The following is a 22,851-nucleotide window of genomic DNA, read 5'->3' on the forward strand; positions in this document are numbered from 1 at the left end:
CGAGCAAGGCGCGCTAGCGCGATGTCCGTGCGCGGCGCCGCTAGCGCAGATGGTCGGGCAATTGCGGCTCACGCGCGACCAAGTCCGCAAAGAAGCGATCGCAGTCCTCGCCATTGAGGCCGGCCTCAAGCCCGTCGAGTGCTTCCGAGATCCGACTTGCTTCATCCTCCTCCAACAGCCGCACCGCTGTGTCGATATGGACGAGGACCTTGGCGCCGACTGACGCGCCGGAGAGCAGCATGACTGAGACGCGCCGCTGTTCATCGCCATACTCGCATAGCGCCGTGATGCCGTCGGTCTCAACAATCGTCATTGGTAAGCCGAGGCACATGAATAGCCGCGCGCCGCTAGATCGGCTGCGCCCTTTCATAATTTACATGGTCGATATTGTTCCCCAACAGCCGTTCTGATGCAGGCAGCGGCGAGGCTCGCAGTTTCGCCGGCGAGCCCCACTGGGCCAGCAGTTTGCAAGCCAGTTCGATCGCAGGCGCGATCTGAAAGCGCACCGGAGCAGTCAGCGGACCGCCCCAACGCTCCAGGTCCAGCGGCTGACAACCGATCAGAGCGAGTTCTCGCGGGCAGCGGTCAAGCAGGTCGGCTGCACTCAAGACCTCTTGAAAGCCGGTCTGATGCAGGCTCAGCTTTTTGGCAGCGCTAAACTTCGGCACCTCGTCATCCCGCACAAGCTTCAACTGCCCGGGCGAAAGTCCATAGTCGATGGCATCGAACACGATCAGGCAATCGGCCTGCTCAAGGAAACTGACAAGGTAGAGCCCCTGCGTGCCACCATCGAGGATGGAGACGTTGTCATCGATGCTGTAACGACGATGAAACTCCTCTACCACTCGCACGCCGAATCCCTCGTCGGCCCATAGGATATTGCCGATGCCAAGCACCAGGATCCTTTTCTTGTTCTCCGGAGTCAGCATCGGCTTCCCAGTCAATCGCGAAACTGACGCTGACCGGAAATCATCGAGGAGATGCTCCGCTCCGACATGATGTCTTCCCGGATCACCGCGTAGATGTGGACCAGCGCAAAGGTCACGACGACCCACAGCCCGAGATGATGCCAGGTATGGACGTCCTGACTGTTAGGCCAGATTGCAAATACCCAGCCGAACAGTCTGTACTGCCAGCTGTCACGGCCCGCGCCCTGTCCATAAAGTGCAAAGCCTGTGACGATCATGAACGTGATCGTCTGCGTGAACATAAAGAACATCGCAAGCTGAGCCAGCCGATTGTGCCCGACGCGTCTGTCGGGCTCAACTGCGAGGAACGCGTACCAGCGCATCTCATCGTAAACTTCGCGCCAAAAGCAGCTGCGCCAGAGCGGCACGCAAAAGATCTGCATGGCATGCGGGTTTCCCATCAGGGCCCAGTAGATGCGCAGCAGAAAGCCGACGCCGAGCACATATCCTGCAGAGAAATGCGTAAAGCGGATATAGCCGAACAAGAAATTGCCGCTAGCCTCTCCCGGCATCGCCGGTGTCCCGGTTCCAATGAGATAGCCGGTTACGCCCAGCACCAGAATGGCCGCCGCATTGACCCAGTGCCACAGTCGCACCGGCGCTTCATAGACGTAAGCGGCGCCACGGCCGCCGCCAACAGTCGGTGGCGCATCGACGGCGGCAGGGTTTTGCGGAGCCTTGTCGGGCATGTCCCTACCGAACATTGACTGAAGCCATTTCTTGGCCGTCAGGACTGATCACATGGGTTGAGCACGCCAAACACGGATCAAAGGAATGGATCGTGCGCAAGATCTCCAAGGGCCGCTTCGGGTCCGCGATCGGGGTCCCGATCAGGGAAGCCTCAAAGGCGCCAATATTGCCCTTGGAATCGCGAGGAGACCCATTCCACGTCGTCGGCACGACACATTGGTAATTGTCGATCTTGGTGTCCTTGATCTTGATCCAGTGCCCGAGCGCGCCGCGCGGCGCCTCGGTGAAACCGTAGCCGTTGGCCTCGTTAGGCCAGCTTTCCGGCTTCCACTTGCCGACGTTGGCGGTTGCGCTATTGCCTGCCTTGATGTGGACGACCAGCTTGTCCTGGAAATAACGCATCTGATGTGCCGCCCACTGGCATTCGAGTGCCCGCGTCGCAGTACGGCCAAATGTCGAAAACAGCGCGCTCAGGGGAAGATTGAGCCCCTTGAGCAGTCTGTTGGCCGGCTCCTTGAATTCGGCTTTGCCTTGCGCATAACCGATGATGTATCGCGCCAACGGCCCGACCTCGACGGCGTGGCCGCGCCAGCGCGGCGCTTTGATCCAGGAATACCTGCCGCCTTCGTCGAGCTCCTTGATATCTGTTCTGCTGCCTTTGACGTTTGCCCCTAGCTCAAAGTTCGGCTCGGTGATGCCCTCCCAGGGATGCAATCCGCTGAACTCGCTAGGGTATCTATACCATGAATGCGCCACGAATTCCTGGATTTGCTCGGGATCGCCAAGGTCGACCGGCAAAATCTCCTCAAGATTGCCGCCAAGAATGACGCCGCGCGGCAGCTTGAGACTTTTCGCGGAACAGTCATTGGCGATTTCGGGGATGTCGCCATAGGACATCACGCTTTTGCTGGAAAGTCCGCCGCCGTGCAGCCAGTCTTTATAAAACGAGCCGATCGCCGCAATGTCGGGCAGATAGACCTGCTCGACAAACTCGATTGAACGGTCGATGACCGAGGACACCAGGTTAAGCCGCTCCATATTGACCGCACCGGCCGCACCAGTTCCATCGATATTGATCGCGCAGGCCACGCCGCCGACCAGCCAGTTCGGATGCGGGTTCTTGCCCCCATAGACTGCTTGGATCTTGACGATCTCCTTTTGGAAGTCGAGCGCTTCCAGATAATGCGCCACGGCCATCAGGTTCACTTCAGGTGGCAGCTTGTACGCCGGATGCCCCCAATAGCCGTTCTTGAACGGACCGGGCTGCCCTGATTCGAAGAATTTGGTGAGCCTGATCTGCAGATCCTTGAAATAGCCAGGGGACGACAGCGGCCAGGGCGAGATAGACTGCGCCAGCGCCGAGGTGGACTTGGGATCGGCCTTGAGCGCAGAGATGACGTCGACCCAATCCAGCGCGTGCAGGTGATAGAAATGCACGAGATGATCATGCACAAGCAGGCACAGCTGCATGATGTTGCGGATCGAGTTGGCATTCTCCGGAACGGTGATCCCCAGCGCATTTTCAACGGCGCGCACGGAGGTGAGCGCATGGGTGCCGGTGCAGACACCGCAAATCCGCTCGGTGAACGCCCAGGCGTCGCGCGGATCCCGCCCGCGCAAGATGACTTCGATTCCACGCCACATCGTCCCGCTCGAGACCGCATTGCGGACCACGTTGTCCGCATCGAGGTTGGCTTCGACGCGCAGGTGGCCCTCGATCCGGGTCAGCGGATCGATCACAATGCGCTTGCCGGAACGATCGAGGTTAAACCCATTCGGTGTCTGGACCGCCACCGTCGCCCTCTCAAGTCGGCTTGTCTTTGGGAGCTGCGCGATCCGGCTTGTGGGTCAATCGCTTCACGGCCGTGACCGCCGCATGTGCGGCAACGGCCAGCCCAACCACGCCGGCAGCGGCCATGCCGATCTGATCGGCGTTCTTCTCGATGCCGAACTGCTGGATGGTCGTGAGCCGATCGTAAAACGAACCTTTGTCCCAAAAGCCGTCTTCGGAGCAGCCCAAGCAGCCGTGGCCTGATTGAATGGGGAATGAAACGCCCCCGTTCCAGCGAAGGGCCGAACAGGCATTGTAAGTGGTCGGCCCCTTGCAGCCCATCTTGTACAGGCAGTAGCCCTTGCGGGCGCACTCATCGTCCCACTCCTCGACAAATTGGCCGGCGTCGAAGTGCGAACGCCGATAGCACTTGTCGTGGATGCGCTCGGAATAAAACATCTTTGGGCGTCCTTGGCGATCGAGCTCAGGAAGCCTTCCGAACGTGGTGATGAAGGTCACTAGGCCGGTCATGACCTCTGCGATGGGGGGACACCCGGGAACCTTGACGATCGGCTTTTCGGTGATCACCTTATCGATCGGTACAGCGCCTGTCGGATTGGGCTTGGCGGCTTGCACGCAGCCCCAAGATGCGCAGGTCCCCCAGGCAATGACCGCCATGGATGATTCCGCCATCCACCTGAGCCTCTCAACGAACGGCTTGCCGCCGTCAATGCAGAACATGCCCCCCTCATTCAGCGGCGCGTTGCCTTCGACGGCAAGCACATATCTACCTTTGTGCCTGGCACGGGTTTCCTCCAGAATGGCTTCAGCCTGGTGACCTGCCGCGGCCATGATCGTATCGTCATAGTCGAGCGAAATCATCGACAACAGCACGTCTTTGATTAACGGGTGGGCCGAGCGGATAAAGCTTTCCGAGCAGCAGGTACACTCGAGCCCGTGCAGCCAGATGACGGGCATACGCGGTTTGGTCTCCAGGGCATGGGCAATCTTGCTTGCGGCAAGCGGGCCGAGTCCGAAGCTCGAGGCGGTCAAACTGCAAAATCTGTGGAAACTGCGGCGCGTGATACCCTGGCGTCTGATTACGCTGTAGAAAGTTTCCGTTGCCCTGCCCATGAACCCCTTCCAAGTTTCTCGTCGGCCGTGACGAATTGCTCACATTCGGCAGCAAAAAACGGGCCAGCGCACGGCAAACATCTGACGGTACCAAGCCGCCACTCCGCGATTTGCGGTGGATCGGCGAGCTCGGCGCAGGCTGCGCAACCCGAGCGCTCGTCGTGCTAATGTGTCCGGTTTTGACCGTCGACGTGAGAACTCCAACAATGCCGCACAATGGCTCGTCCCTCGCGGCCAATGCGTCATACTCACTCGCTAGGTACGGCCGCGACACCGGCCGGCACGACAATTGCCGCAGTTCACGCCACACCGCACTGAGCACCGATTTCAATGGGACTTGTTCGCCATTCTCAGATGCAATGGAGGCCGCGATCGTCGCAACTGCGCACAGACACCAAAGTGGCAGTCACCACCAACAACCCGAACCAGCGACCAAGAAACGTCGCGATAGCGAGCCCTCCGCTCCGCAGTACACCGCCTTCAGGGCGGATCGATCCGATCTGCCTTGGGTCAATGACGCTCGGTAGCAAGCCCGCCAGGATTGCGGGTCCAAGGCTGGGTGCATTTGAGAGCTTTCTCCCAGGACCGTTCATCGCGCGAGCCAAGCGCCAGCACGGCGATCGCTTGGCGCATCACCTCTCTCCGGTGAGCTTCGCAGCGATGGCAGAGGCGATCTTGCTGTTTCCATGCACTGGGTCCGATTCGCCCGACGCGGATAGCAGGCGACGGTGTGGTATTTTTAGTTTGACGCCCATCCGCGGCACAGGCATCACTTGCTAATTATCCAATCTGTTTATCGAGCTTTTCCGACGGCAAGCGAACTAACGAACTATGCCAGCATAGACGATATCCTGGACTTGCTCGCGGTAGTACTTGCGGATCTCTCCGGGCGCAGCCGTTCCAACCACCACGACCAGGCGCTCCTTTGGATCACAGAAAAATTGTGTTCCGTAAGCGCCGGTCCAGGTGAACTCACCTGGATTGCCTGGAACGGCCGAGAGACCCTCGCTTATGCGTACAGCCACTCCGAGCCCAAACCCAAAGCCGGCACGGTGCGGCTCCACATTAGCGACCTTGTTTTTGATCTCTGGCCCAAGGTGGTTGGAGATCATGTGATGCACCGTCTTGGGACCGAGAATGCGCTGCCCATCGAGCTCCCCACCGTTTAGCAGCATTTGCCCAAAGCGCACGTAGTCACCAACTGTCGCAAATGCACAGGCTCCCCCGCAGTCAAACTTCGTCGGACTTTCGAGGAGTTCGATGTCTTGTGGCTTTCCCGTCAGTGGGTCGTCTTTAAATGGACGCGCGAGCCGCTCGCGTTGCGATCCCGACAAATGGAAAGTGGCATCCAGCATTCCGATCGGCTTCCACAGGTTGCTGGAAAGATACTCGCCTAATGGCTGCTCGCTAACCTGTTCCACGACAGCGCCAAGCACATCGGTCGAGAAGCCGTATTCGAATTCCGTTCCCGGTTGGTGCGCCAACGGCAGCTTGGTAATGCCTTCGATGAAAGCCTGCTTATTGCCCTTGACCGCTGGCGCTGCGAAATCCGGATAGAGACGCGCCACTTGGTCTGAGCTGTCCGGCGGCGTGCCATAGGTGAGACCTGATGTGTGGCGATAAAGGTCGTGGACGTAGATCGGGGAACTCTGCGCTTCGAATTTTAATGAACCGTCAGCTTGCGGTACTCCCACTTTCATGTTTGCAAATTCGGGATAGTAATCCGTAAGTTTGGCCCGCAGAGGCAGGCGACCCTGTTCCATGAGGGTAAGCCCAGCAACCGCCACCATCGGTTTGGTCATAGATGCGAGCGCGAATATCGCATCGAGCCTCATCGAGGTTCCTTTTTCAGGATCGAGTTGCCCATACGCCTTGTAGTGAATCAGCTTGCCGTCTCTGGCGATTGCAACCACTGCGCCCGGCACGCGCTTGGTTGCGATCTCGCCAGCGAAGAACTCGTCCAGTTTGGCAAGGCGCTGCTTGGAAACTCCGACGTCATCGGCCCTCGCCTCGGGCAAAGGCGCGGAGTGTGCTGAATTAAAGCTGATACCAGCGGCCGCCGCGGCTGCAACGAGCTTGTTCATTGTATCCTCGTCAAGAATGAACGGATCTAACTTGCAATACTGCTGCTCGGTTGACCGGCCAGCTTGGCCAGTACGCCGAAGATGCTTCGATCCGGCCTGGTACGTCTGCCCCTCACGTGCCTCTCCTGGCACATCTTTTGTCGATGAGGGTCAAAGTGAACATGACCGCAAAGGCAAACATTACCATACCGCCGGCAACCCAGCCTGCCTCGCGCCAGCGCGATGCTTGGACGTAGTCAATGACATAGGCTGACAACACCTTAGTGCGCCCAGGAATGTTGCCTCCGATCATCATCACGACACCGAAGGTGCCGATCGTATGAGCAAAGCCAACCAGGCCAGCCTTGAGGAACTCCAGCCGTGCCAGCGGCAGGCCGACGGTAATGAAGGCGAACAACGCAGAAACGCGCTGACTTGCCACAACGTCCTGCGGGTGGTTGCCCATCGCAACAAAGGCGCTACGGATCGGCTGCACCACCAAAGGGAGCGCCGAGAGGACCGATCCGACCACGATTCCTGCAAAGGTAAAGGCGAGTGTGTGCTCGCCCCAGAAAGAGGCGAGAAGACCCCCTGGTCCGTTCGGACCGAGCAGGACGAGTACGCAGAAACCGAGCGCCGTGGGTGGCAGCACAAGCGGCAGCGCGACCATTGTCGCCACCGCCTCGCTCAAAACCGTTTTTGACCGTGCCAACCACCACGCGAGCGGCGCGCCAATCACCAGCAGGATCATTGTCGTCACGCTGGCGAGCTCGACCGTGAGCGCAACGGATTGCCAGATTTCTGACGAAAGGGCATCCATGTGTGTCAGCCCACCGGCGAGAGCACGTCGCCATACCGGCGCAGCGATCGCGTCGTTTCTGCAAGCAAAAGCAGAATCGCAAGGCTCATCGGAAACTCCTGTGACAGGGCAGCTTCGACCGGCCCGACGGCGGCCGCTCCTTAGCTCACCAACCAGCAATCCGCGTGCCGCTTGCGAAATGTGGTGGGCTCTGCGTCTAACGTGAGAAAAACGCGCGTGGCTGCCAGCCCTACTGCGGGATGAACCTAACGCGCTGTCGGGTTTCCGGCATCTTTGTTCTCAAGCAGACAGCGACCGCAGAATGAGACGGCAGAGTGGCAGCCCGAGATGCGCGCATCCGCAACGCCTCGATGCAAATCCTCACGTGGATGCTGCTTCGAAGTGTTGGTTGCCTGTCAGTGTCCCTCAAAGGCCAGCGTGTATAATCGCAGAGCCTCCGTCACAGCCCCACTGCGAGAATGGACGCGATCGACTCTCGGAGTTCAGTCCGTACTCGACTTTCGCCTTGTCGAGGAGCAAGACAGGCTGCGGACCGCCATCCGGCAATCATGCGCGCACTGTTCTATGATAACGTAGCAAACCATAGCCATGCGTTGGTTGCCGAGTTCTGAGGCAACGATCTGCTACCTAAAACAAGAAGTTGCAGCGAAGCTATAGCGCGTCCGGGCGATGCAGTATATCGACGGTGATCGTGCCGCGAGCGCGAGAAACACATGCACAGATCTTTTCGTTCGCGTGCTTTTGCTGTTCGCTGAAGAAAACGTCGCGGTGGTCAAGCTCACCGTCGATTTTGACGAGATCGATGGCGCAGACGCCGCACTCACCGCGCCGGCAATCCGAAATCACCTCGTAACCGGCCCCATTGAGCACGTCCAGCAACGAGCGATCGCGCGGAATCTCGATCTCAATGGCCTGATCTGCAAGGCGCACCCGAAACCCCTCGGTCGGCAGCGAGCCGCTCGAGCCGAAGGTCTCGTAGCGTAGGTCGGACAGTGCGCGTCCTGCACCAGTCCAGGCCCGGCGCGCGGCATCGAGCATCCGGATCGGACCGCACAAGAGGGTCAAGGCGTCGGGCGGCAGCGAAGCGAACAAGTCATCCAAATTGAGCCTGCGCCCTTCGTTGCCTGCATGGACAATAAGCCGCTCGTTCAGCAAGGGAGCGAGAACATCCAAATAGACGGCCTGCTCACGAGACGTCACAGCATAATGCAGAGTGAAGTCGGCATCGCGGCGCGCCAACGCCTGAGCTGCCCCGATCAGTGGCGTAATGCCGATGCCGGCCGCGATTAGGCAGTAGTGCCGGCGCGCCCAGTCAATCGGCAGCAAAGAGGCCGGCAATGTAATGGTCAATCGGGCACCCGGCGCGAGCGACCACATGTACTGCGAGCCGCCGCGGGAGTCCTCTGCGCGCCGCACGGCGATACGATAACCGGTTCGGTCGGCTTCGCCGACCAAGGAATAGGACCGCGCCTCCGGGCGCCCATCGATCGTGACGGCGATATTGATATGGCTGCCGACCGGATAAGCCGCGCCATCAAAGTTTTCCGGTTTGATCAGGAACTCGCGGATCGAAGGTGTCAGATCGCGCGTCGCGACGAGCGTTGCGGGTGTCCAGCTTTCAATGAACCGCATGGAGATTTCCTTTAATCGCCTGCCATCCTGATGAGGGCCAGTCCTGGCAGCAGGTCAGAATGCGTCTTGTTCCTGAGCACCAGGCGCAGATTGCGCGCCGCTACTCGGGCGTGCTCGCGCATGATTGCTTCGGCCCGTGCTCCTTCGCGATTTTCGATTGCGTCGACCACGACGCGATGTTGATCTTGCGCAATCAACAGTGTGTGGCGCGCATCCGGCAGTGTCGATTGGGTCATCACAAAGCCGCTGGGCGAAGCGAATGGGAGGGCCGACGCGCGATCGACCTGCCGGATCAAGGGAGGACTGCGCGACAATTCGGTCAATAGCGCGTGAAAACGCGCATTGAGCGCGACGTAGGAGGAGAACGCCTCGACGGAGATTGGATCCTGCCGCACCAAGCCGTCGATCTCGTCAAGACATCCTTTTAGAGGCTCAAGATCGCGCGACGAAACACCGCGCTCGGCGGCAAAGCGCGCGGCCAGACCCTCCACCGTGCCACGCAGCTCGATCGAATCCAGGACATCTCGCTCGGAGAATGCCTTCACCATGAAACCGCCAGAAGGGATCGCTTCCAGAAGTCCTTCCTCCTCCAGCCGGACCAATGCCATTCGCACCGGGGTGCGCGATGCGCCGGTCGTCTCCACAGCCTGCAACTCGGAGATCCGCTCGCCTGGCCGCAAGTCACCCGAAAGGATCAGGTCGCGCAAGCTGAGCTGGGCGCGTACTGTCTGCGAGACGGAACGATCGCTGTCGCGCTCGACCATGCCCTACTCCGCGGCCTGTCGACCTTGCGACGGATTCTCGGCCTCGATCATGCGATCTATCAAGCGGCGAGCCCACATCGCGCCGGCATCGATGTTGAGATTATAGAAGACCCGGTCTGGATTTTCGTCGATCGCGCGCTGCTGCGCCTCGAGAATGACCTCGTCCTCGCGGAAGATGCCAGAAACGCCTTGGCGGAGTTCGGTGGTCAGGCGCTGTTCGTTCAGGCGATAATTGCGCACGAAGGCCCACAAATAATGGCAGCTCGTTTCCGTTTCGGGCGTAATGGTGTTGAGGACAATACCATTGACGCCGGCCGATCGGTTGCCTTCCGGCGCGCCTGTTCCAGCGGGCGCCACTCCGACGTCGATATTGATGGTGCACGGCGCCTCGAAACGAATGATTTGCCAGCGGTCTACCGGACCAGGTTTTTGCAATTGCTTGGCCCAGAACGGCGGGGCGGTAATCCCCTTCATCCAGCGCGTTACGGTAGCGGTCTTCTCACCATGGGTGACGTCAAACGGCGCTTCCGCGATGGCGTCATTGCCGATGCTGGCGCCGTGCACAAAAGTTTCGTGCGTCAGGTCCATGAGGTTGTCGACAACCAGACGATAATCGCATTTCAGGTGAATGGTGTCACCATCACCGGCCCAAGCGGAATCATCGTTCCAGTGCATATCCGGCACCAAGCGTGGGTCGGCCAGCGCGGGATCACCCATCCACAGCCAGACGAAGCGATCGCGCTCGACCACAGGATAGGCACGCACACAGGCGGAGGGGTTGATCGTCTCTTGCGAGGGCATGAAGGTGCAGCGGCCCTGCGCGTTGAATTTCAGCCCATGATAGCCGCAGACGACGCTGTCGCCCTCAAGACGCCCTTTTGAGAGCGGCACCAACCGATGCCAACAGGCATCCTCCAGTGCCGCCACCTCTCCGTTGGCGCGTCGATACATCACAACGTGCTTGCCGCAGATCGTGCGCGGCAACAGCGCCTGCTTCACCTCTGCATCCCAAGCGGCCGCGTACCAGACGTTCGTCGGAAAGCAATGGCTCATGTGCCGATTCCTCGCTTATGGACACTGACTGTATACATTGAATCGAAACGGGCCGAAAAAATGACGAACATGCGGGCTTACAATGGATTTTCTGTATACATAGATGATCCAAGATGCCGATCGAGCTGCTTGGTAGGATCTTGCGGCGCACCAAAACAGCTACCGGCTGAATCCAACCTCGCCATCGTGGATATCCCGCTGCATCTCGTCCCTGCACTGTCGCGGCCTCGTACGGCTATCGGCGAGGTTCCTGTCCAGCGTAGGGACGCAGCATCGGGCGCTTCTTGGCCGGCAGCACAGTCCCCTTGCCGGGATCGGACGTCGACGTCTTGGTGCCGAGATCGGCCCACGCTCTCAAATCATCCAGTGCGTAGATCACGCGACCGCCGATCTTTCGATACGCTGGCCCCGTGCCATATGTGCGGTGCTTTTCGAGCGTGCGGCCGGATAGGCTAAGATAACGCGCAGCCTCCGGTGTACGCAGGAACCGCGTCGCTAGATCTGACATCGAATCGGGCATTTGAGAGCTCCAGGTGAGAGGCCGGCCGCGAACGGCGGCACTTTCGTGCCATCATCATGGAGAAGCGCGCGCTCTGGAGGGATACCGAATATCGAGGAAGCGACTTTCGACACCCCAAGTTGAAGCGCTATTCATCCCCAGCGCTTGGCGGCAAAGCTCGCTTCTATCTAGCGCCCATCCAGCCTACGACCTTGGTCGATCACCACTCGCGGCTGCAAAGACGCACCTTGCACGGATGGGCATGGCAAGTTGATCGGGCGCCTTCACAATGCGGAGGCAGAATCACTTTGCGCAGAAATTCTGCCGAACCATCGGTTTTACCGGACGATACCGGAGCACGTCCACCGCCATCCGATTGTCGCAACTCGATTCAAACTCGCCGGGACATCCGCAGCAAGAATAAGTCACATTGGTCTCGTCCTGCCTGGCAAAGAGTTCAGAAGAAGAACGTTCAAAACTGCCAGAGCGGAATGAACGAGTTGAGAACTCCATCGCAACGCCGAGACGCCTAACTGCTCGGCGAGCGCCGATGCGGATACGACCTCACATCGACCAGCCCGCTAGATGTCGCACGCTTCCATCGCCTGGATGCCTACGATCCAAACAATCAATTTTACCAATGTAACGTACTGTTGCATCAAGCTCAGCACTTGAAGCGTACCGATCACTCTAGGATTTCTATGCCGAGACGTGCCTCGGGAAACTTGCCAGCAAAATGCGGCATGACGCTGAGCAACGCCTTCGCGACCGACCTCACAAATGCCATTCGAAGATTCAATCAGACCTCGTCAGAAGACAGGCCGCTTATCCGACGGCGACTCGATCGTCTGCAGGTTAGGCTCTGGTGCGGATCTTGCTTGACGAAAAAAGATAACGTAACTGAACGCCTGCCTTTGGAATGACGCGCCGGCTCCCGGAATCGTCTTCAATCGGACACGGCTAAAATGACAGCCTCGTATGATGCCGTCGCCTCTCAACGATGTAGCGGCGCGCATTCGAGTGTATTCGGGAAGGAAGCGTCATGACCACCATGGCAACTGCGGCGCCCGCGCGCGCGTCGCAGACTTGGTATAAAATTCTCTACGTTCAGGTGTTGATCGCGATCGTGATTGGCGCCATCGTCGGCTGGCTATGGCCGTCGGTCGCGACCAACGACTGGGTCAAAGCGCTCGGTGATGGCTTCATCAAGCTGATCAAGATGGTGATCGCACCGATCATCTTCTGCACCGTCGCATCCGGGATCGCGCATATTCAGGACGCAAAGAAAGTCGGGCGCGTCGGCGTCAAAGCGCTGATCTATTTCGAGATCGTATCGAGCTTTGCCTTGGTGTTGGGCCTTGTCATGGGCAATCTGGTCCAGATCGGCCATGGCCTTGCGGTCAAACCGGACGCTGCGGCGGTCGCCAACTACGTCAAGCAGGCGGAAGCCTCGAAGACCGTCGATTTTTTTCTCAATATCATTCCCGATACTGTGATCGGCGCCCTCGCCCGCGGCGATGTTCTGCAAGTGCTCCTGTTCGCGATCCTGTTTGGCTTTTCGCTGATGGCGCTGGGGGAGCGTGGAGAGCGACTGCGCGGCATGATTGACGACGTCGCGCACGCAGTGTTCGGCGTGATCGCCATCATCATGAAAGCGGCCCCGATCGGTGCGTTCGGCGCGATGGCCTTCACGATCGGCAAATTCGGGCCGGCGGCGCTCGGTAATTTGATCGGGCTGATCGTACTATTCTATGCGACGGCCGCGATATTTGTGGTCGTCGTGCTCGGCCTGATCGCGCGGATCGTCGGCTTCTCGATCTTCAAGTTCATTATCTATATCAAAGACGAGCTTCTGATCGTGCTTGGCACCTCGTCCTCGGAAAGCGCGCTGCCACAATTGATGGAGAAGCTCGAGCGGCTGGGCTGCTCAAAGCCCGTGGTCGGCCTCGTGGTGCCAACCGGCTACTCCTTCAACCTCGACGGCACCAACATTTATATGACGCTTGCGACTTTGTTCATTGCCCAGGCACTCGGGGTCGATCTCACCTTTGGCCAACAGCTCACGATCTTGCTCGTGGCAATGCTGACCTCGAAGGGAGCAAGCGGCGTCACCGGCGCAGGCTTCATCACACTCGCCGCGACATTGTCGGTGGTCAACCCGGCATTGGTGCCGGGCATGGCGATCGTATTCTCGATCGACAAGTTCATGAGCGAGGTGCGAGCCCTTACCAACATCACCGGCAATGGCATCGCCGCTGTGTTCGTGTCCTGGTGGGAAGGCGAGCTCGACGACGCGACGCTGCATGCCCGGCTCAAACAGCCCACCGCCGGTATCGATACACGAAGCTCCAGGAGGTAGGCTCCAGGTCCTATCCGTGATTTCAAGGCGCGCTCGAACTGAGCGTAGCCAACTCCGTGATTTTTTCGCAGTTCAATCGGCGCAGCCGACTGAACTGCGAGCCGGAGTTCTTCTCGCGAATCTGCGGATCGCACCACGAATCGGTGTCGCGCCCCAACGCGATCCAAATGCCGGCAAGGTTGGCCGGAGGCAGACGATTCCGACCGAACTGGCCGGCCTGACGGGCCAAGGTACTGGATCTCCCCATGAAACGGCTTGGTGCGCGGCCACCGGACTGGCCTCGTCCACTGATGCTGCGCCAGTGATGACTCGTGAACCAGATTGGCACTTTCACCAAGTCGAGATGGATCGCATGGAGCAAACGTCAAGGCGCTCCACTGCTTGTCGGCGCTCTTCTAGAGATTTAACGACGCGCGCCTCATTGTTCAGCGTCGGGGTCTTGGTGGGTTCGCGGCAGCAGCTATCCTCGTCGTTGGACGTGCCTTGGCGGCACGGAATTGTGCTCGGCCGCGCCTCCACAGCCGCGCGCGCCTGCCAACGGGCTATCGCAGTGAAGGAAAACAGACATATGAGCCCCGATTGTACGCACGTCAGCGCGCCATATGGAAAGGTTTAGAACAACTATACCTACGTTTGTAATGCGCCTTTCTTCGGCACGTGCTGAGTTCAGCTGCAAGCAATTCGCCCGGAACCGCTCGCGAGCGTGGAGCCGAAGGGATTGCCCCATTTTTGCCTAAAATGTTATAACTCTCCCGCCGGAGAAAGGCCGGACGGTCCAAGAATGTATAACCAGATCAATAACTTCAAACGTTCTGCCACGCAGTTTACTTTCGGCAGCGTAACGCTGGCGGTGGTGACGCTAGCTTCCTTGTACCTTCAAACACATTTCGCTGCGACGGCGTTCGGCTATTTGCTGGTTATATTGCTGTTTTCATTGATCGGCAGCTTTATCGCGTCATCCGCGCTTTCGGTCTTAGCTATCGCTGCTTTGGCGTACTACTTTGCGCCGCCGGCGTTCAGTCTGCGGATCGACGACCCTCAAGTTCTTCTGGTGGTTGTCGCATTCTTTACCGTCTCGATTGTCGGAACGCACCTGATTGGAAAGATCCGCCAGGAACGAGAGGCTGCGCGTGAGACTGCGGCCGAGCTCCGGCGCAGCACGGCCGATTTGAAAGACCGTGAAAAGCGGTGGCGCGCAATCTTTGAGCACAATCCGGCCATGTACGTCATGATCGACGAAACCGGTACCATCCTCAACGTCAACACGTTCGGCGCGACACACCTCGGCTATGCGCGCTCCGAACTGATCGGTCAATCCGTCCTGAGGCTCTTTCCGGAGGAGGATCGCGAGTTCGCTCGCACGTGCATTCGCACATGCCTTGAAGATATCGGTCAATCGCAAACCTGGGACGCCCAAAAGGTCAGGAAAGACGGCGCGGTCCTGTGGGTGCGAGAAAATGCCAAAGCCATGCTTTGGGCTGATGACAAGCCGGTTGTCCTGATAGCCTGCGAAGATATCACGGAAAAACGGCGGACGGAACTTGCCCTACAGCGCAGCGAAGCCCATTTGGCTCAAGCGCAGGAGTTGAGCCACACAGGCAGCTTCGGCTGGAATGTCGCCACTGGCGAGGTTTTTTGGTCAAAAGAGCTTTTTCGAATTTTCCAGTTGGATCCGAAGACGATACCGAGCCCGCAACTCGTCGTCGAGCGCACGCACCCGGAAGATCGAGCTTCCGTCCAACAGACGATCGATCGAGTGATGCAAGACGCACAGGAGTTCGAGCATGAATACCGATTGCTGCTACCGGACGGCTCGGTGAAGCACATCCGCGCGCAGGCGCGAGCCACGACAACTGCCTCTGGCGAAATCGAGTTTGTCGGGGCAGCGACGGATATCACAGTTACAAAGCAAGTAGAGCAGCAGCTACGCCGCAGCGAGGCCTATCTGGCCGAAGCCCAGCATCTCAGTCATACTGGCAGTTGGTCATGGGACGTCCACGGAGTCGATTTTGTGTATCGCTCCGCCGAAGTGAATCGTCTCTTCGGCTTCGACCCGCAAGAGAGCCTGTCCATAGAGACTATTCGTTCGCGGATCCATCCGGACGACCTGCCGCGGCTTCAGGAAGTGCAGCGACTTGCGAGAGACGGCAAGCAAAACCGCTTTGAATATGATTTTCGAATCTTGCTCCCGGACGGCTCGATGAGGCACATACATTCTGTGGCTCATGTCGTGGTTGGCAGCGACGGCAATATCGGCGAGCTCATCGGGACACATATGGATGTCACTGAGCAATACGCAGCCAGAGAACGCCTGGAAAGCACACTTGCTGCGCTGCGCGAAAGCGAGCAGCGCTTTCGCGACTACGCCGAAACGGCTTCCGACTGGCTCTGGGAGACCGGGCCAGACCATAAAGTCACTCACTTATCGGAACATACCAGCGCTGCGGGAATCCTGGCCACAGGCCTCCTGGGTCTGCCGCGTTGGGACATTGCTTGCGACTTGGAAGACGAACCTGAGAAATGGCAGCAACATCGTGCAAGGCTAGAGGCACATCTGCCATTTCGTGATCTGGTCTATCGCGCCGTCAACCGGATGGGATCTCCGATCTACGTCCGGACGAGCGGCAAGCCATTTTTTGACGTAAGCGGCACTTTTCTTGGCTACCGTGGCGTCAGCACCGACATCACCGCTGTTATCCGCGCAGATCAGGCCGAACAAGAGCTGCGGAAGGCACAAGCGGAGCTCGCGCATGTGACGCGCGTGACGACGTTAGGAGAGCTGACAACCTCCATCGCCCACGAAATCAACCAGCCACTCGCCGCTATTATCAGCAACGCCGACGCGTGCCTCAGTTGGATGGGCCGCAAAACTCCTGATCTTTCCGCCGCGCGCTCATCCGTTGAATGGATAATCGAAGACGCGATCAGGGCAAGCGAGGTGATCCGTCGCGTTCGCGCGCTTGCGAAGAAGGGCGAGATCGAAATGCTTCCGCTCGACATCAACGACGTCGTTAAGGATGTCATTGCGCTGGTGAATCGTGAGCTGGTTAGCCACCAAGTGACACTGAAAACCGAGCTGACGGCAGCGCTGCCGGCGGTTCTGGGGGACCGGATTCAGCTGCAGCAGGTGATTATCAATCTGGTGATGAACGGGATCGAAGCTATGGACGCAGTTACGGACCGGACCCGCGAACTGGTGATCCAGTCATCTAGGGACGACATGGAACACGTGCAGCTTGCGGTGACTGATAGTGGCGTCGGCATCGCGGAGAATGACGCCGATCGGGTGTTAGACCCCTTCTTCACGACAAAATCGAGCGGTCTTGGCATGGGCCTCTCGATCTGCCGCTCGATTGTGGAAGCTCACGGAGGGCGTCTTTCGATCGTCCACAAGCAGGGGCCCGGAGCGAGCTTTCGGTTTGACCTGCCGTTGCACAAGGAGGTGGTGTCGTGAACGAACGCTCAAACCCCCAGCGCGAAGGCAGCAGCGCCGAGGCATCGGCAAATGCGATTGTCTTCATTGTCGAAGATGACGTCTCGATGCGTCGGTCGCTTACAAACCTTTTTCAATCCGTCGGCCTGGACGTCGTTGCATTCGGATCGGCACGAGAAATGCTGCAGAGCAAGCTTCCGGACGTCGTTAGTTGCCTGGTTCTTGATGTCCGGCTGCCAGGCTTGAGCGGCCTTGAGTTCCAGACTGAGCTAGCCAAGTCGAACATTCATATTCCCATCATCTTCATTACAGGCCATGGCGACATTCCCATGAGCGTCAGGGCCATGAAGGGTGGAGCGGTCGATTTTCTCACCAAACCGTTTCGCGATCAGGAACTGCTGGACGCCGTGATCGCGGCGACCGAACGCGATCGCAAAAGACGGGAAGCCGACCAGACCGTCGCGAACCTCAAGTCCCTATTTGAGACCCTAAGCCCGCGCGAGCAGGCGGTCATGAAACTGGTCGCTACCGGCTTGATGAACAAGCAGATAGCTGCCGAGCTGGGGCTCGCCGAGATTACGGTCAAGATCTACCGAGGACACGTGATGAAAAAGATGCGCGCCCGATCGCTGGCGGATTTGATCAGAATGACTGAGACGCTCGGAATCCGTTCTAACCGTCCCGAACAAACCTAAGTATGATTTTACAATTTAACCACGCAAGCCCACTTTTCGTCCAGGGATGGCTAATGCCTCGGCAGTCGCTAGTCCCGCGCAAGGAGGGCCTGTCTTGTCCACGCCTTTGATTTCTGTCGTTGATGACGACGCATCGGTCCGTGCGGCGACAGAGAACCTTTTGAAATCGCGTGGCTACGTCGTTCAAACGTTTGCGTCGGCCGAGGAGTTCTTGAGGTCGCCGCGGTTGAACGAAACCTCCTGTGTAATTACGGATGTGCAGATGCCGGTTATGAGCGGCTTGGACCTGCTGGCGGAAATGCGGACCCGTGGCTACGGTGTGCCATTCATTTTCATTACTGCCTTCCCCAACGACCGCGTGCGCGCCTCAGCCCTGAGCGCGGGAGCGGCTGGCTTCTTGGCCAAGCCCTTCGCCGGACATACGCTGATAGAGTACCTAGATGCCGCACTGGAGGAGAACGGCGGCGGCGGAGACACCTGAAACGATCAGCCGACCGCCAACTTTAGGTCTGATCTAGGCGCTTCGCGCGAGAGACGATCTCGATCAACTTCTTGGCAGCGCAGTCAGCTTCTCGTCAGACAGTCTGACTTTCAAGTCCCGCTAGGCCTTAGTAGCCTGACACTCATACCAGGTTTCTTAGATCGGAGCGCGAACATCCATGTACAATCGACTAGATGGTTCACCCAGCTTTCCATGGATGGTTAGTTCCGACTTTGATGCAATGACGCAAACTGAAACCGGTGGTGCGCACAGATCAAGGCAGCCAAAGCTTCGTGAGCGTCATGCAGAGACCACGTGCTGAGGGTTGATCTGGTGGGCTAGGAAGATCTCGCGGAATGTTTTGTCGCGAGGTCACAATGTCTAAGGATAGTCGTAAGGATAGCGATAAGGATAGGCATATGCCTATCCTGGAACACGGCGCCGACACGCTGCAGCGTGTCGAGATCATCACCGGGACGGGCCGGCGTCGGCGCTGGTCGACCGATGCAAAGGCGACGATTGTCGCGGAGAGTTTTGCGCCGGGTGCAAGCGTGTCCGCGGTTGCGCGGCGACACGACATCAGTCCAAGCCTGTTGTTTCTCTGGCGTCGCCAGGGCACCGGGGAGCAAGGGGACAGAGGCATGCCAGCTGGCTTTGTCCCGGTCGCGATCGCCGGCTGTGGGGGCCCGAGTGAGGAGCAGGCGGCGATCGAGATTGAGGTCGGCGCGGTTCGCATCCGTATCAGGGGGACAGTCGACCGGCAGGCACTGTGCGAGGTGCTGGCGGCAGTCAGGACGGTTGGTCGATGATCGGGGTTCGAGCTGGGTTGTCGATCTGGATTGCGACGCAGCCGGTCGATTTCCGCCGCGGCATGGACTCGCTGGCGATGCTGGTGAGCGAGGCCTTTGGAGCCAATCCGTTCGACGGGGGACTTTATGTCTTCCGCTCCAAGCGCCGAGATCGCGTAAAGATCCTGACCTGGGATGGAAGCGGCCTTGTCCTTTTACTGCAAAAGAATCGAGGGGCAGTTCACTTGGCCGCCGATCAAGGAAGGCGTCATGTCGCTATCTCATGCTCAGCTCTCGGTGCTAATCGATGGCTCGGACTGGAGGCATGTGTCGATGCGAGTTGTGGATCAGCCGGTACGAGCTGGTTGATCATTATCAAGAGCCGTTCGTCACTCATGCGGAGTTGTTGTAGAATCACTCTGCATGAGTGATTTGCCTTTCGATCCAGCATTGCTCCGACAAACCGTGATGGCGCTATCGTCACGGCTCGCGGCGTTGTCGGAGGAATGCAGCACGCTGGCGACCGAGCGTGATGCAGCGATCGCCCAACGCGACGCTGCGATCCAGGAGAACGACAAGCTCCTGATGATCCTGTCCCAGTACAAGCGCACGATCTTCGGTCCGCGCTCCAAGACACTGGATATCGGACAGCTGTCTCTCTTCACCATCAGGGCACAGGCGGCTCGTGCCGCCGCCAACGACGACGTGACCGGAGGCAGGCTGCCTGACGGAGCGGAGGGCCGTGGAAAGCGACCGGCGCGACGCAACCGGGGGAAGCTTCCGGAGCATTTGCCGCGCATCGATGTCGTGATCGATATCAAGAGCCACATCTGCCCCTGCTGCGGCGAGCAACTGCACAGGATCGGGGAGACCGTCAAGGAAGCATTCGACGTCATTCCGATGCAGTACCGGGTCAAGCGCATCGTGCGTCCACGGTACGGCTGCCGGGGATGCCGCCAGGGTATACTGCAGGCACCCGCGCCGGCCCAGGCGATCGACGGTGGAATGGTGACGGAAGCCTTGCTGGCCCACGTCGCGGTGATGAAATACGGCTACCAGCTGCCGCTGTATCGCCAGGAACAGATGTTTGCCGCCCAAGGCATCACGCTTGACCGGCAAACGCTGGCCGCGTGGATGGGCCGCGTCGCCTGGTGGCTGAAGCCGCTTCACGCGCTGTTGCGCCACGCGGTGATGTCCTACCCGCGGCTGTTTGCCGACGAGACGCCGCTGCCAGTTCTCGATCCCGGCCGTGGCAGAACCAAAGTCTGCCAGTTCTGGGCGATCGCCACCGACGACCGCCCGTGGGGCGGCCCGGCGCCGCCGGCGGTGGTCTACGTGTTCGCCGAGGATCGCAAGGCGATCCGCGCCAAGCAGCTGTTCGGGGACTACCACGGCATCCTGCAGGTCGACGGCTATGCCGCCTACAAGGGCCTGATCAAGAGCGGCGGCCATCTGGTGCAGCTGGCGTTCTGCTTCGCGCATGCGCGGCGGAAGTTCTGGGACGTTCACGTCGCGACCAAGTCGCCGATTGCCGCGGAAGCGCTGCAACGGATCGCGATGTTCTACGCCACCGAGGATCGAATCCGCGGTTTGCCGGCGACGCAGCGAGCTGCGGTGCGACAGTCCGACATCAGACCGTTGATAGAGGACTTCAAGCCCTGGCTCGAGGCACGACTGCTGGAAGTCTCGAAGAAATCCGGCCTTGGCAAGGCGATCCGCTACACTCTCAACCATTGGGAAGGCCTGACGCGATTCCTCGATGATGGGCGCATCGAGATTGACAGCAATACGGTCGAGCGCAGCATCAAGCCGATCGGGTTGGGAAAGAAAAACTACCTGTTCGCCGGTAGTGAAGGCGGCGCCGAGACATGGGCCATTCTCGCCTCGCTCATCAACTCGGCAAAGCTGCAAGATATCGACCCGCGGCACTATCTGACCGATGTTCTCGAGCGCATCGTTTCCGGGCGCACCAAGTTCAATCAGCTGCACATGCTGCTGCCGTGGAATTGGAGGGCCGAGCGCGACAGTTCGCCGGCAAAGCTCGCCGCCTGATCAGTTCGACGGCAGGGCATCTGGAACTTCCTGCGCATCGCTGGTGTCGTCATAGATCTCCTCGCGGATCACGCGCAGCGTCACCTCGTGCAGATAGACTTGCAGCGCCCTCTCCAGCTCGGTGAACTCCGGCAGCAGCACTTTGTCGACGAAGCCCCGTGACGCGCGGATCATCACCGTGTTGCGTCGCTGGCGGTGATAACGAAACGGCCGCAGCCCGCAGCGACGGCAAAGCGCCAAAAACAGGTGCCGAGACCACTGGTCGGGAAGTGAGAATTGCTGTTCGATCGGTGGATCGTGGCGAGCGAGTTCCTCGACCCGGGCTCGCACCCGCAGCAGCGCGGCTTCCGCTGCAAGGCGCTCACCAGCAGTTCCGGCACCCACGAACAACGCCTCGATCTTCCGAAGCTTCTCGCGCAGCTGCGACTCGCTGGTCATTCTGATCCCCGTTGCCCGCTCCGAACCGAGATCAACCCATCACCGCGCGCCGGCGGCGTCAATCATCCCGACCGCGCTATCCAGAGCATTCCGCGCAAGTCAAGCCCGGGCACCGGTGATCCTCTCGTGACGCTCACAAAGCTTCGAGGATGTTTTCTCCGGTATGCAGGTTGCGCCGCAAAGGCACTACACTGGTTCATCTTCGGCAACAGCACGGCCGTACTCACTAACTGCTAAACCACCCATCGTGGATATCTCAAGCACCACATTTCAGGAGCTATTGGAAGATTTCTATGGGGATGGAGTCGCCTGCAGCAAGGGTGCTCTTAATCGACGACCAGTGGACGACATAAGACGACCGTTGTCGCCGCGTATCGAAGTGTATGCTGGCTCAGGTCGCAAGCAGTGGCCGGACGATTTGAAGGTCCAGATCGTCGGGGAAAGCCTTGAGCCAAGGGCGACTCTCACGGATATCGCACGCCGTCATGGCTGCCGGCCGCAGCAGGTACATTACTGGCGGCGCCGGGCGCGTTTGGGTCAGTTGGTGCTGCCGGCTTTGGCCGATACATTGTCGTTCGTGCCGGTGGTGTCGGAGGCGGCGCTACCGGCCGCCGGGGAGCCTTCCAGATCACCGGATGCGCCGTCGTGACAGTTGAGTTCCAGGGCGCCCGCCTGGAGGTGCGCGGGACGCCTGGCCTTGCTGCGTTGAGTGATGTGTTCATTGCGATCCGACGGACACGTTCATGCTGACGCCACCCGGGAACCTCATTCGCAAGCGAGGGGCGCACAGGCGCATGTCCGTCGTCACAACGATACCAAGGAAAAGGCGAAGGGGTTTGTTCGCGAGCTCACTGAAGCCCTTTCCGGCAATCAAGGTGTCAGCACGGTCGACATGATCGCCGGCCTGCGCACGTATTCCGGCGCATCGACCATGCCGTATTCTAGAAGATGGCGCATTGGTTGGCGCACAAATACCGATCTCGCATCAAACCTTTGATGCGGAAATGGTACCGAACCCCGGAACCGGGCAAGGCGAAACCTGGCTCTCGTGTTTGGTCGGAATGAACGCGGCGGGCCGCACGGAAATGCACTTTACCGGCTTGTCTCAAGTCCGAAGGCGGAATTCCGGTGGCGCAATCCGGAGGCGCCGAATACCTCTTCTCTTCCGTAAAACGATTGCGCTTCATTGAGCCCACGGGATGCGGCAAATG

General features: G+C 59.2%; 21 protein-coding genes and 1 pseudogene. 9 read left to right on the plus strand and 13 right to left on the minus strand.

Translation table 11 applies throughout. The features are described from left to right. Positions 1–40: 40 nt before the first annotated feature. The 11 genes from CI41S_RS11450 to CI41S_RS11500 all read right to left on the minus strand — a co-directional run bounded on the left by CI41S_RS11450 (position 41) and on the right by CI41S_RS11500 (position 11,415). Positions 41–331, minus strand: a complete 291-nt coding sequence (locus CI41S_RS11450) for a HypC/HybG/HupF family hydrogenase formation chaperone (RefSeq protein ID WP_139859034.1) — start codon at positions 329–331, stop codon at positions 41–43. Between the two features lie 16 nt (positions 332–347). Next, positions 348–929 carry a HyaD/HybD family hydrogenase maturation endopeptidase gene (locus tag CI41S_RS11455; protein ID WP_139481204.1) on the minus strand — a complete coding sequence of 194 codons (582 nt, stop codon included), beginning with the start codon at positions 927–929 and terminating at the stop codon, positions 348–350. An 11-nt stretch (positions 930–940) separates the two neighbouring features. Beyond that, positions 941–1,657, minus strand: a complete 717-nt coding sequence (cybH, locus tag CI41S_RS11460) for a Ni/Fe-hydrogenase, b-type cytochrome subunit (protein WP_139859035.1) — start codon at positions 1,655–1,657, stop codon at positions 941–943. Positions 1,658–1,661: 4 nt separating this feature from the next. Beyond that, positions 1,662–3,452, minus strand: a complete 1,791-nt coding sequence (locus CI41S_RS11465) for a nickel-dependent hydrogenase large subunit (protein ID WP_139859036.1) — start codon at positions 3,450–3,452, stop codon at positions 1,662–1,664. 10 nt (positions 3,453–3,462) lie between these two features. Further along, positions 3,463–4,563 carry a hydrogenase small subunit gene (locus tag CI41S_RS11470; protein ID WP_139859037.1) on the minus strand — a complete coding sequence of 367 codons (1,101 nt, stop codon included), beginning with the start codon at positions 4,561–4,563 and terminating at the stop codon, positions 3,463–3,465. 821 nt (positions 4,564–5,384) lie between these two features. Beyond that, the gene (locus tag CI41S_RS11475; RefSeq protein ID WP_139859038.1) at positions 5,385–6,647 is read right to left on the minus strand and encodes a serine hydrolase domain-containing protein; all 1,263 of its coding nucleotides are present in this window, start codon (positions 6,645–6,647) and stop codon (positions 5,385–5,387) included. 112 nt (positions 6,648–6,759) lie between these two features. Further along, positions 6,760–7,446, minus strand: coding sequence for a molybdate ABC transporter permease subunit (locus tag CI41S_RS11480; protein ID WP_172626722.1), 687 nt, complete (start codon positions 7,444–7,446; stop codon positions 6,760–6,762). A 651-nt stretch (positions 7,447–8,097) separates the two neighbouring features. Continuing rightward, positions 8,098–9,078 (minus strand): PDR/VanB family oxidoreductase, encoded by a 981-nt coding sequence (locus CI41S_RS11485; RefSeq protein WP_139859039.1) that lies wholly within the window; start codon positions 9,076–9,078, stop codon positions 8,098–8,100. 11 nt (positions 9,079–9,089) lie between these two features. After that, positions 9,090–9,842, minus strand: coding sequence for a GntR family transcriptional regulator (locus tag CI41S_RS11490; protein WP_139859040.1), 753 nt, complete (start codon positions 9,840–9,842; stop codon positions 9,090–9,092). A gap of 3 nt (positions 9,843–9,845) precedes the next feature. After that, positions 9,846–10,895 (minus strand): aromatic ring-hydroxylating dioxygenase subunit alpha, encoded by a 1,050-nt coding sequence (locus CI41S_RS11495; RefSeq protein ID WP_139859041.1) that lies wholly within the window; start codon positions 10,893–10,895, stop codon positions 9,846–9,848. A gap of 235 nt (positions 10,896–11,130) precedes the next feature. After that, positions 11,131–11,415 carry a helix-turn-helix transcriptional regulator gene (locus CI41S_RS11500; protein WP_139481212.1) on the minus strand — a complete coding sequence of 95 codons (285 nt, stop codon included), beginning with the start codon at positions 11,413–11,415 and terminating at the stop codon, positions 11,131–11,133. A 1,021-nt stretch (positions 11,416–12,436) separates the two neighbouring features. Between CI41S_RS11500 and CI41S_RS11505 the strand changes: the two genes are divergently transcribed. Continuing rightward, a complete protein-coding gene (locus CI41S_RS11505) occupies positions 12,437–13,753 on the plus strand; it encodes a dicarboxylate/amino acid:cation symporter (protein WP_139859042.1) in 1,317 nt (438 codons plus the stop codon). A gap of 22 nt (positions 13,754–13,775) precedes the next feature. Here CI41S_RS11505 and CI41S_RS11510 read toward each other — a convergent pair whose 3' ends face one another. Continuing rightward, entirely contained in the window at positions 13,776–13,982 is a 207-nt protein-coding gene (locus CI41S_RS11510; protein WP_139859043.1) for a hypothetical protein, read from the minus strand. Positions 13,983–14,534: 552 nt separating this feature from the next. Between CI41S_RS11510 and CI41S_RS11515 the strand changes: the two genes are divergently transcribed. The 7 genes and pseudogenes from CI41S_RS11515 (at position 14,535) to tnpC (ending at position 21,202) form a co-directional block, all read left to right on the plus strand. Further along, entirely contained in the window at positions 14,535–17,207 is a 2,673-nt protein-coding gene (locus tag CI41S_RS11515) for a PAS domain S-box protein (RefSeq protein ID WP_139859044.1), read from the plus strand. Next, positions 17,204–17,881 carry a response regulator transcription factor gene (locus tag CI41S_RS11520; RefSeq protein ID WP_139481215.1) on the plus strand — a complete coding sequence of 226 codons (678 nt, stop codon included), beginning with the start codon at positions 17,204–17,206 and terminating at the stop codon, positions 17,879–17,881. The genes CI41S_RS11515 and CI41S_RS11520 overlap by 4 nt, the downstream gene beginning before the upstream one ends. A 46-nt stretch (positions 17,882–17,927) precedes the next feature. Continuing rightward, a complete protein-coding gene (locus tag CI41S_RS11525) occupies positions 17,928–18,362 on the plus strand; it encodes a response regulator transcription factor (RefSeq protein ID WP_139859045.1) in 435 nt (144 codons plus the stop codon). Positions 18,363–18,781: 419 nt separating this feature from the next. Then, positions 18,782–19,171 (plus strand): IS66-like element accessory protein TnpA, encoded by a 390-nt coding sequence (gene tnpA / locus CI41S_RS44945; protein ID WP_172626723.1) that lies wholly within the window; start codon positions 18,782–18,784, stop codon positions 19,169–19,171. Beyond that, positions 19,168–19,395, plus strand: a pseudogene (gene tnpB / locus CI41S_RS45255) (IS66 family insertion sequence element accessory protein TnpB); the annotation flags it as partial. The gene tnpA and the pseudogene tnpB (CI41S_RS45255), both read left to right, overlap by 4 nt. Further along, complete coding sequence (gene tnpB, locus CI41S_RS45260) at positions 19,346–19,519, plus strand: IS66 family insertion sequence element accessory protein TnpB (RefSeq protein ID WP_430650016.1); 174 nt, start codon at positions 19,346–19,348, stop codon at positions 19,517–19,519. The pseudogene tnpB (CI41S_RS45255) and the gene tnpB (CI41S_RS45260), both read left to right, overlap by 50 nt. Positions 19,520–19,618: 99 nt before the next feature. After that, positions 19,619–21,202, plus strand: coding sequence for an IS66 family transposase (gene tnpC, locus CI41S_RS11540; RefSeq protein ID WP_139859286.1), 1,584 nt, complete (start codon positions 19,619–19,621; stop codon positions 21,200–21,202). Here the strand turns inward: tnpC and CI41S_RS11545 are convergent, their stop codons facing one another. After that, on the minus strand, positions 21,203–21,640 hold the full coding sequence (locus tag CI41S_RS11545) for a hypothetical protein (protein WP_139481219.1): 438 nt from the start codon (positions 21,638–21,640) through the stop codon (positions 21,203–21,205). It abuts the gene before it with no gap. A 163-nt stretch (positions 21,641–21,803) separates the two neighbouring features. Here CI41S_RS11545 and CI41S_RS45265 point away from each other — a divergent pair, with 163 nt between their 5' ends. Then, positions 21,804–22,289, plus strand: a complete 486-nt coding sequence (locus tag CI41S_RS45265) for a transposase (RefSeq protein WP_139859046.1) — start codon at positions 21,804–21,806, stop codon at positions 22,287–22,289. Positions 22,290–22,851 lie beyond the last annotated feature (562 nt).

It is taken from the genome of Bradyrhizobium ivorense, assembly GCF_900696085.1.
In the GTDB taxonomy this organism is placed as follows: Bacteria; Pseudomonadota; Alphaproteobacteria; order Rhizobiales; family Xanthobacteraceae; genus Bradyrhizobium; species Bradyrhizobium ivorense.

What these genes read in the sequence shown, in the direction of transcription:
- CI41S_RS11450 (WP_139859034.1), bottom strand. Translation starts at nt 331, where the DNA reads ATGTGCCTCGGCTTACCAATGACGATTGTTGAGACCGACGGCATCACG.
- CI41S_RS11455 (WP_139481204.1), bottom strand. Translation starts at nt 929, where the DNA reads ATGCTGACTCCGGAGAACAAGAAAAGGATCCTGGTGCTTGGCATCGGC.
- cybH (WP_139859035.1), bottom strand. Translation starts at nt 1,657, where the DNA reads ATGCCCGACAAGGCTCCGCAAAACCCTGCCGCCGTCGATGCGCCACCG.
- CI41S_RS11470 (WP_139859037.1), bottom strand. Translation starts at nt 4,563, where the DNA reads ATGGGCAGGGCAACGGAAACTTTCTACAGCGTAATCAGACGCCAGGGT.
- CI41S_RS11475 (WP_139859038.1), bottom strand. Translation starts at nt 6,647, where the DNA reads ATGAACAAGCTCGTTGCAGCCGCGGCGGCCGCTGGTATCAGCTTTAAT.
- CI41S_RS11480 (WP_172626722.1), bottom strand. Translation starts at nt 7,446, where the DNA reads ATGGATGCCCTTTCGTCAGAAATCTGGCAATCCGTTGCGCTCACGGTC.
- CI41S_RS11485 (WP_139859039.1), bottom strand. Translation starts at nt 9,078, where the DNA reads ATGCGGTTCATTGAAAGCTGGACACCCGCAACGCTCGTCGCGACGCGC.
- CI41S_RS11490 (WP_139859040.1), bottom strand. Translation starts at nt 9,842, where the DNA reads ATGGTCGAGCGCGACAGCGATCGTTCCGTCTCGCAGACAGTACGCGCC.
- CI41S_RS11495 (WP_139859041.1), bottom strand. Translation starts at nt 10,895, where the DNA reads ATGAGCCATTGCTTTCCGACGAACGTCTGGTACGCGGCCGCTTGGGAT.
- CI41S_RS11500 (WP_139481212.1), bottom strand. Translation starts at nt 11,415, where the DNA reads ATGCCCGATTCGATGTCAGATCTAGCGACGCGGTTCCTGCGTACACCG.
- CI41S_RS11505 (WP_139859042.1), top strand. Translation starts at nt 12,437, where the DNA reads ATGACCACCATGGCAACTGCGGCGCCCGCGCGCGCGTCGCAGACTTGG.
- CI41S_RS11515 (WP_139859044.1), top strand. Translation starts at nt 14,535, where the DNA reads ATGTATAACCAGATCAATAACTTCAAACGTTCTGCCACGCAGTTTACT.
- CI41S_RS11525 (WP_139859045.1), top strand. Translation starts at nt 17,928, where the DNA reads ATGGCTAATGCCTCGGCAGTCGCTAGTCCCGCGCAAGGAGGGCCTGTC.
- tnpA (WP_172626723.1), top strand. Translation starts at nt 18,782, where the DNA reads ATGCCTATCCTGGAACACGGCGCCGACACGCTGCAGCGTGTCGAGATC.
- tnpB (WP_430650016.1), top strand. Translation starts at nt 19,346, where the DNA reads ATGGAAGCGGCCTTGTCCTTTTACTGCAAAAGAATCGAGGGGCAGTTC.
- tnpC (WP_139859286.1), top strand. Translation starts at nt 19,619, where the DNA reads ATGGCGCTATCGTCACGGCTCGCGGCGTTGTCGGAGGAATGCAGCACG.
- CI41S_RS11545 (WP_139481219.1), bottom strand. Translation starts at nt 21,640, where the DNA reads ATGACCAGCGAGTCGCAGCTGCGCGAGAAGCTTCGGAAGATCGAGGCG.
- CI41S_RS45265 (WP_139859046.1), top strand. Translation starts at nt 21,804, where the DNA reads ATGCAGGTTGCGCCGCAAAGGCACTACACTGGTTCATCTTCGGCAACA.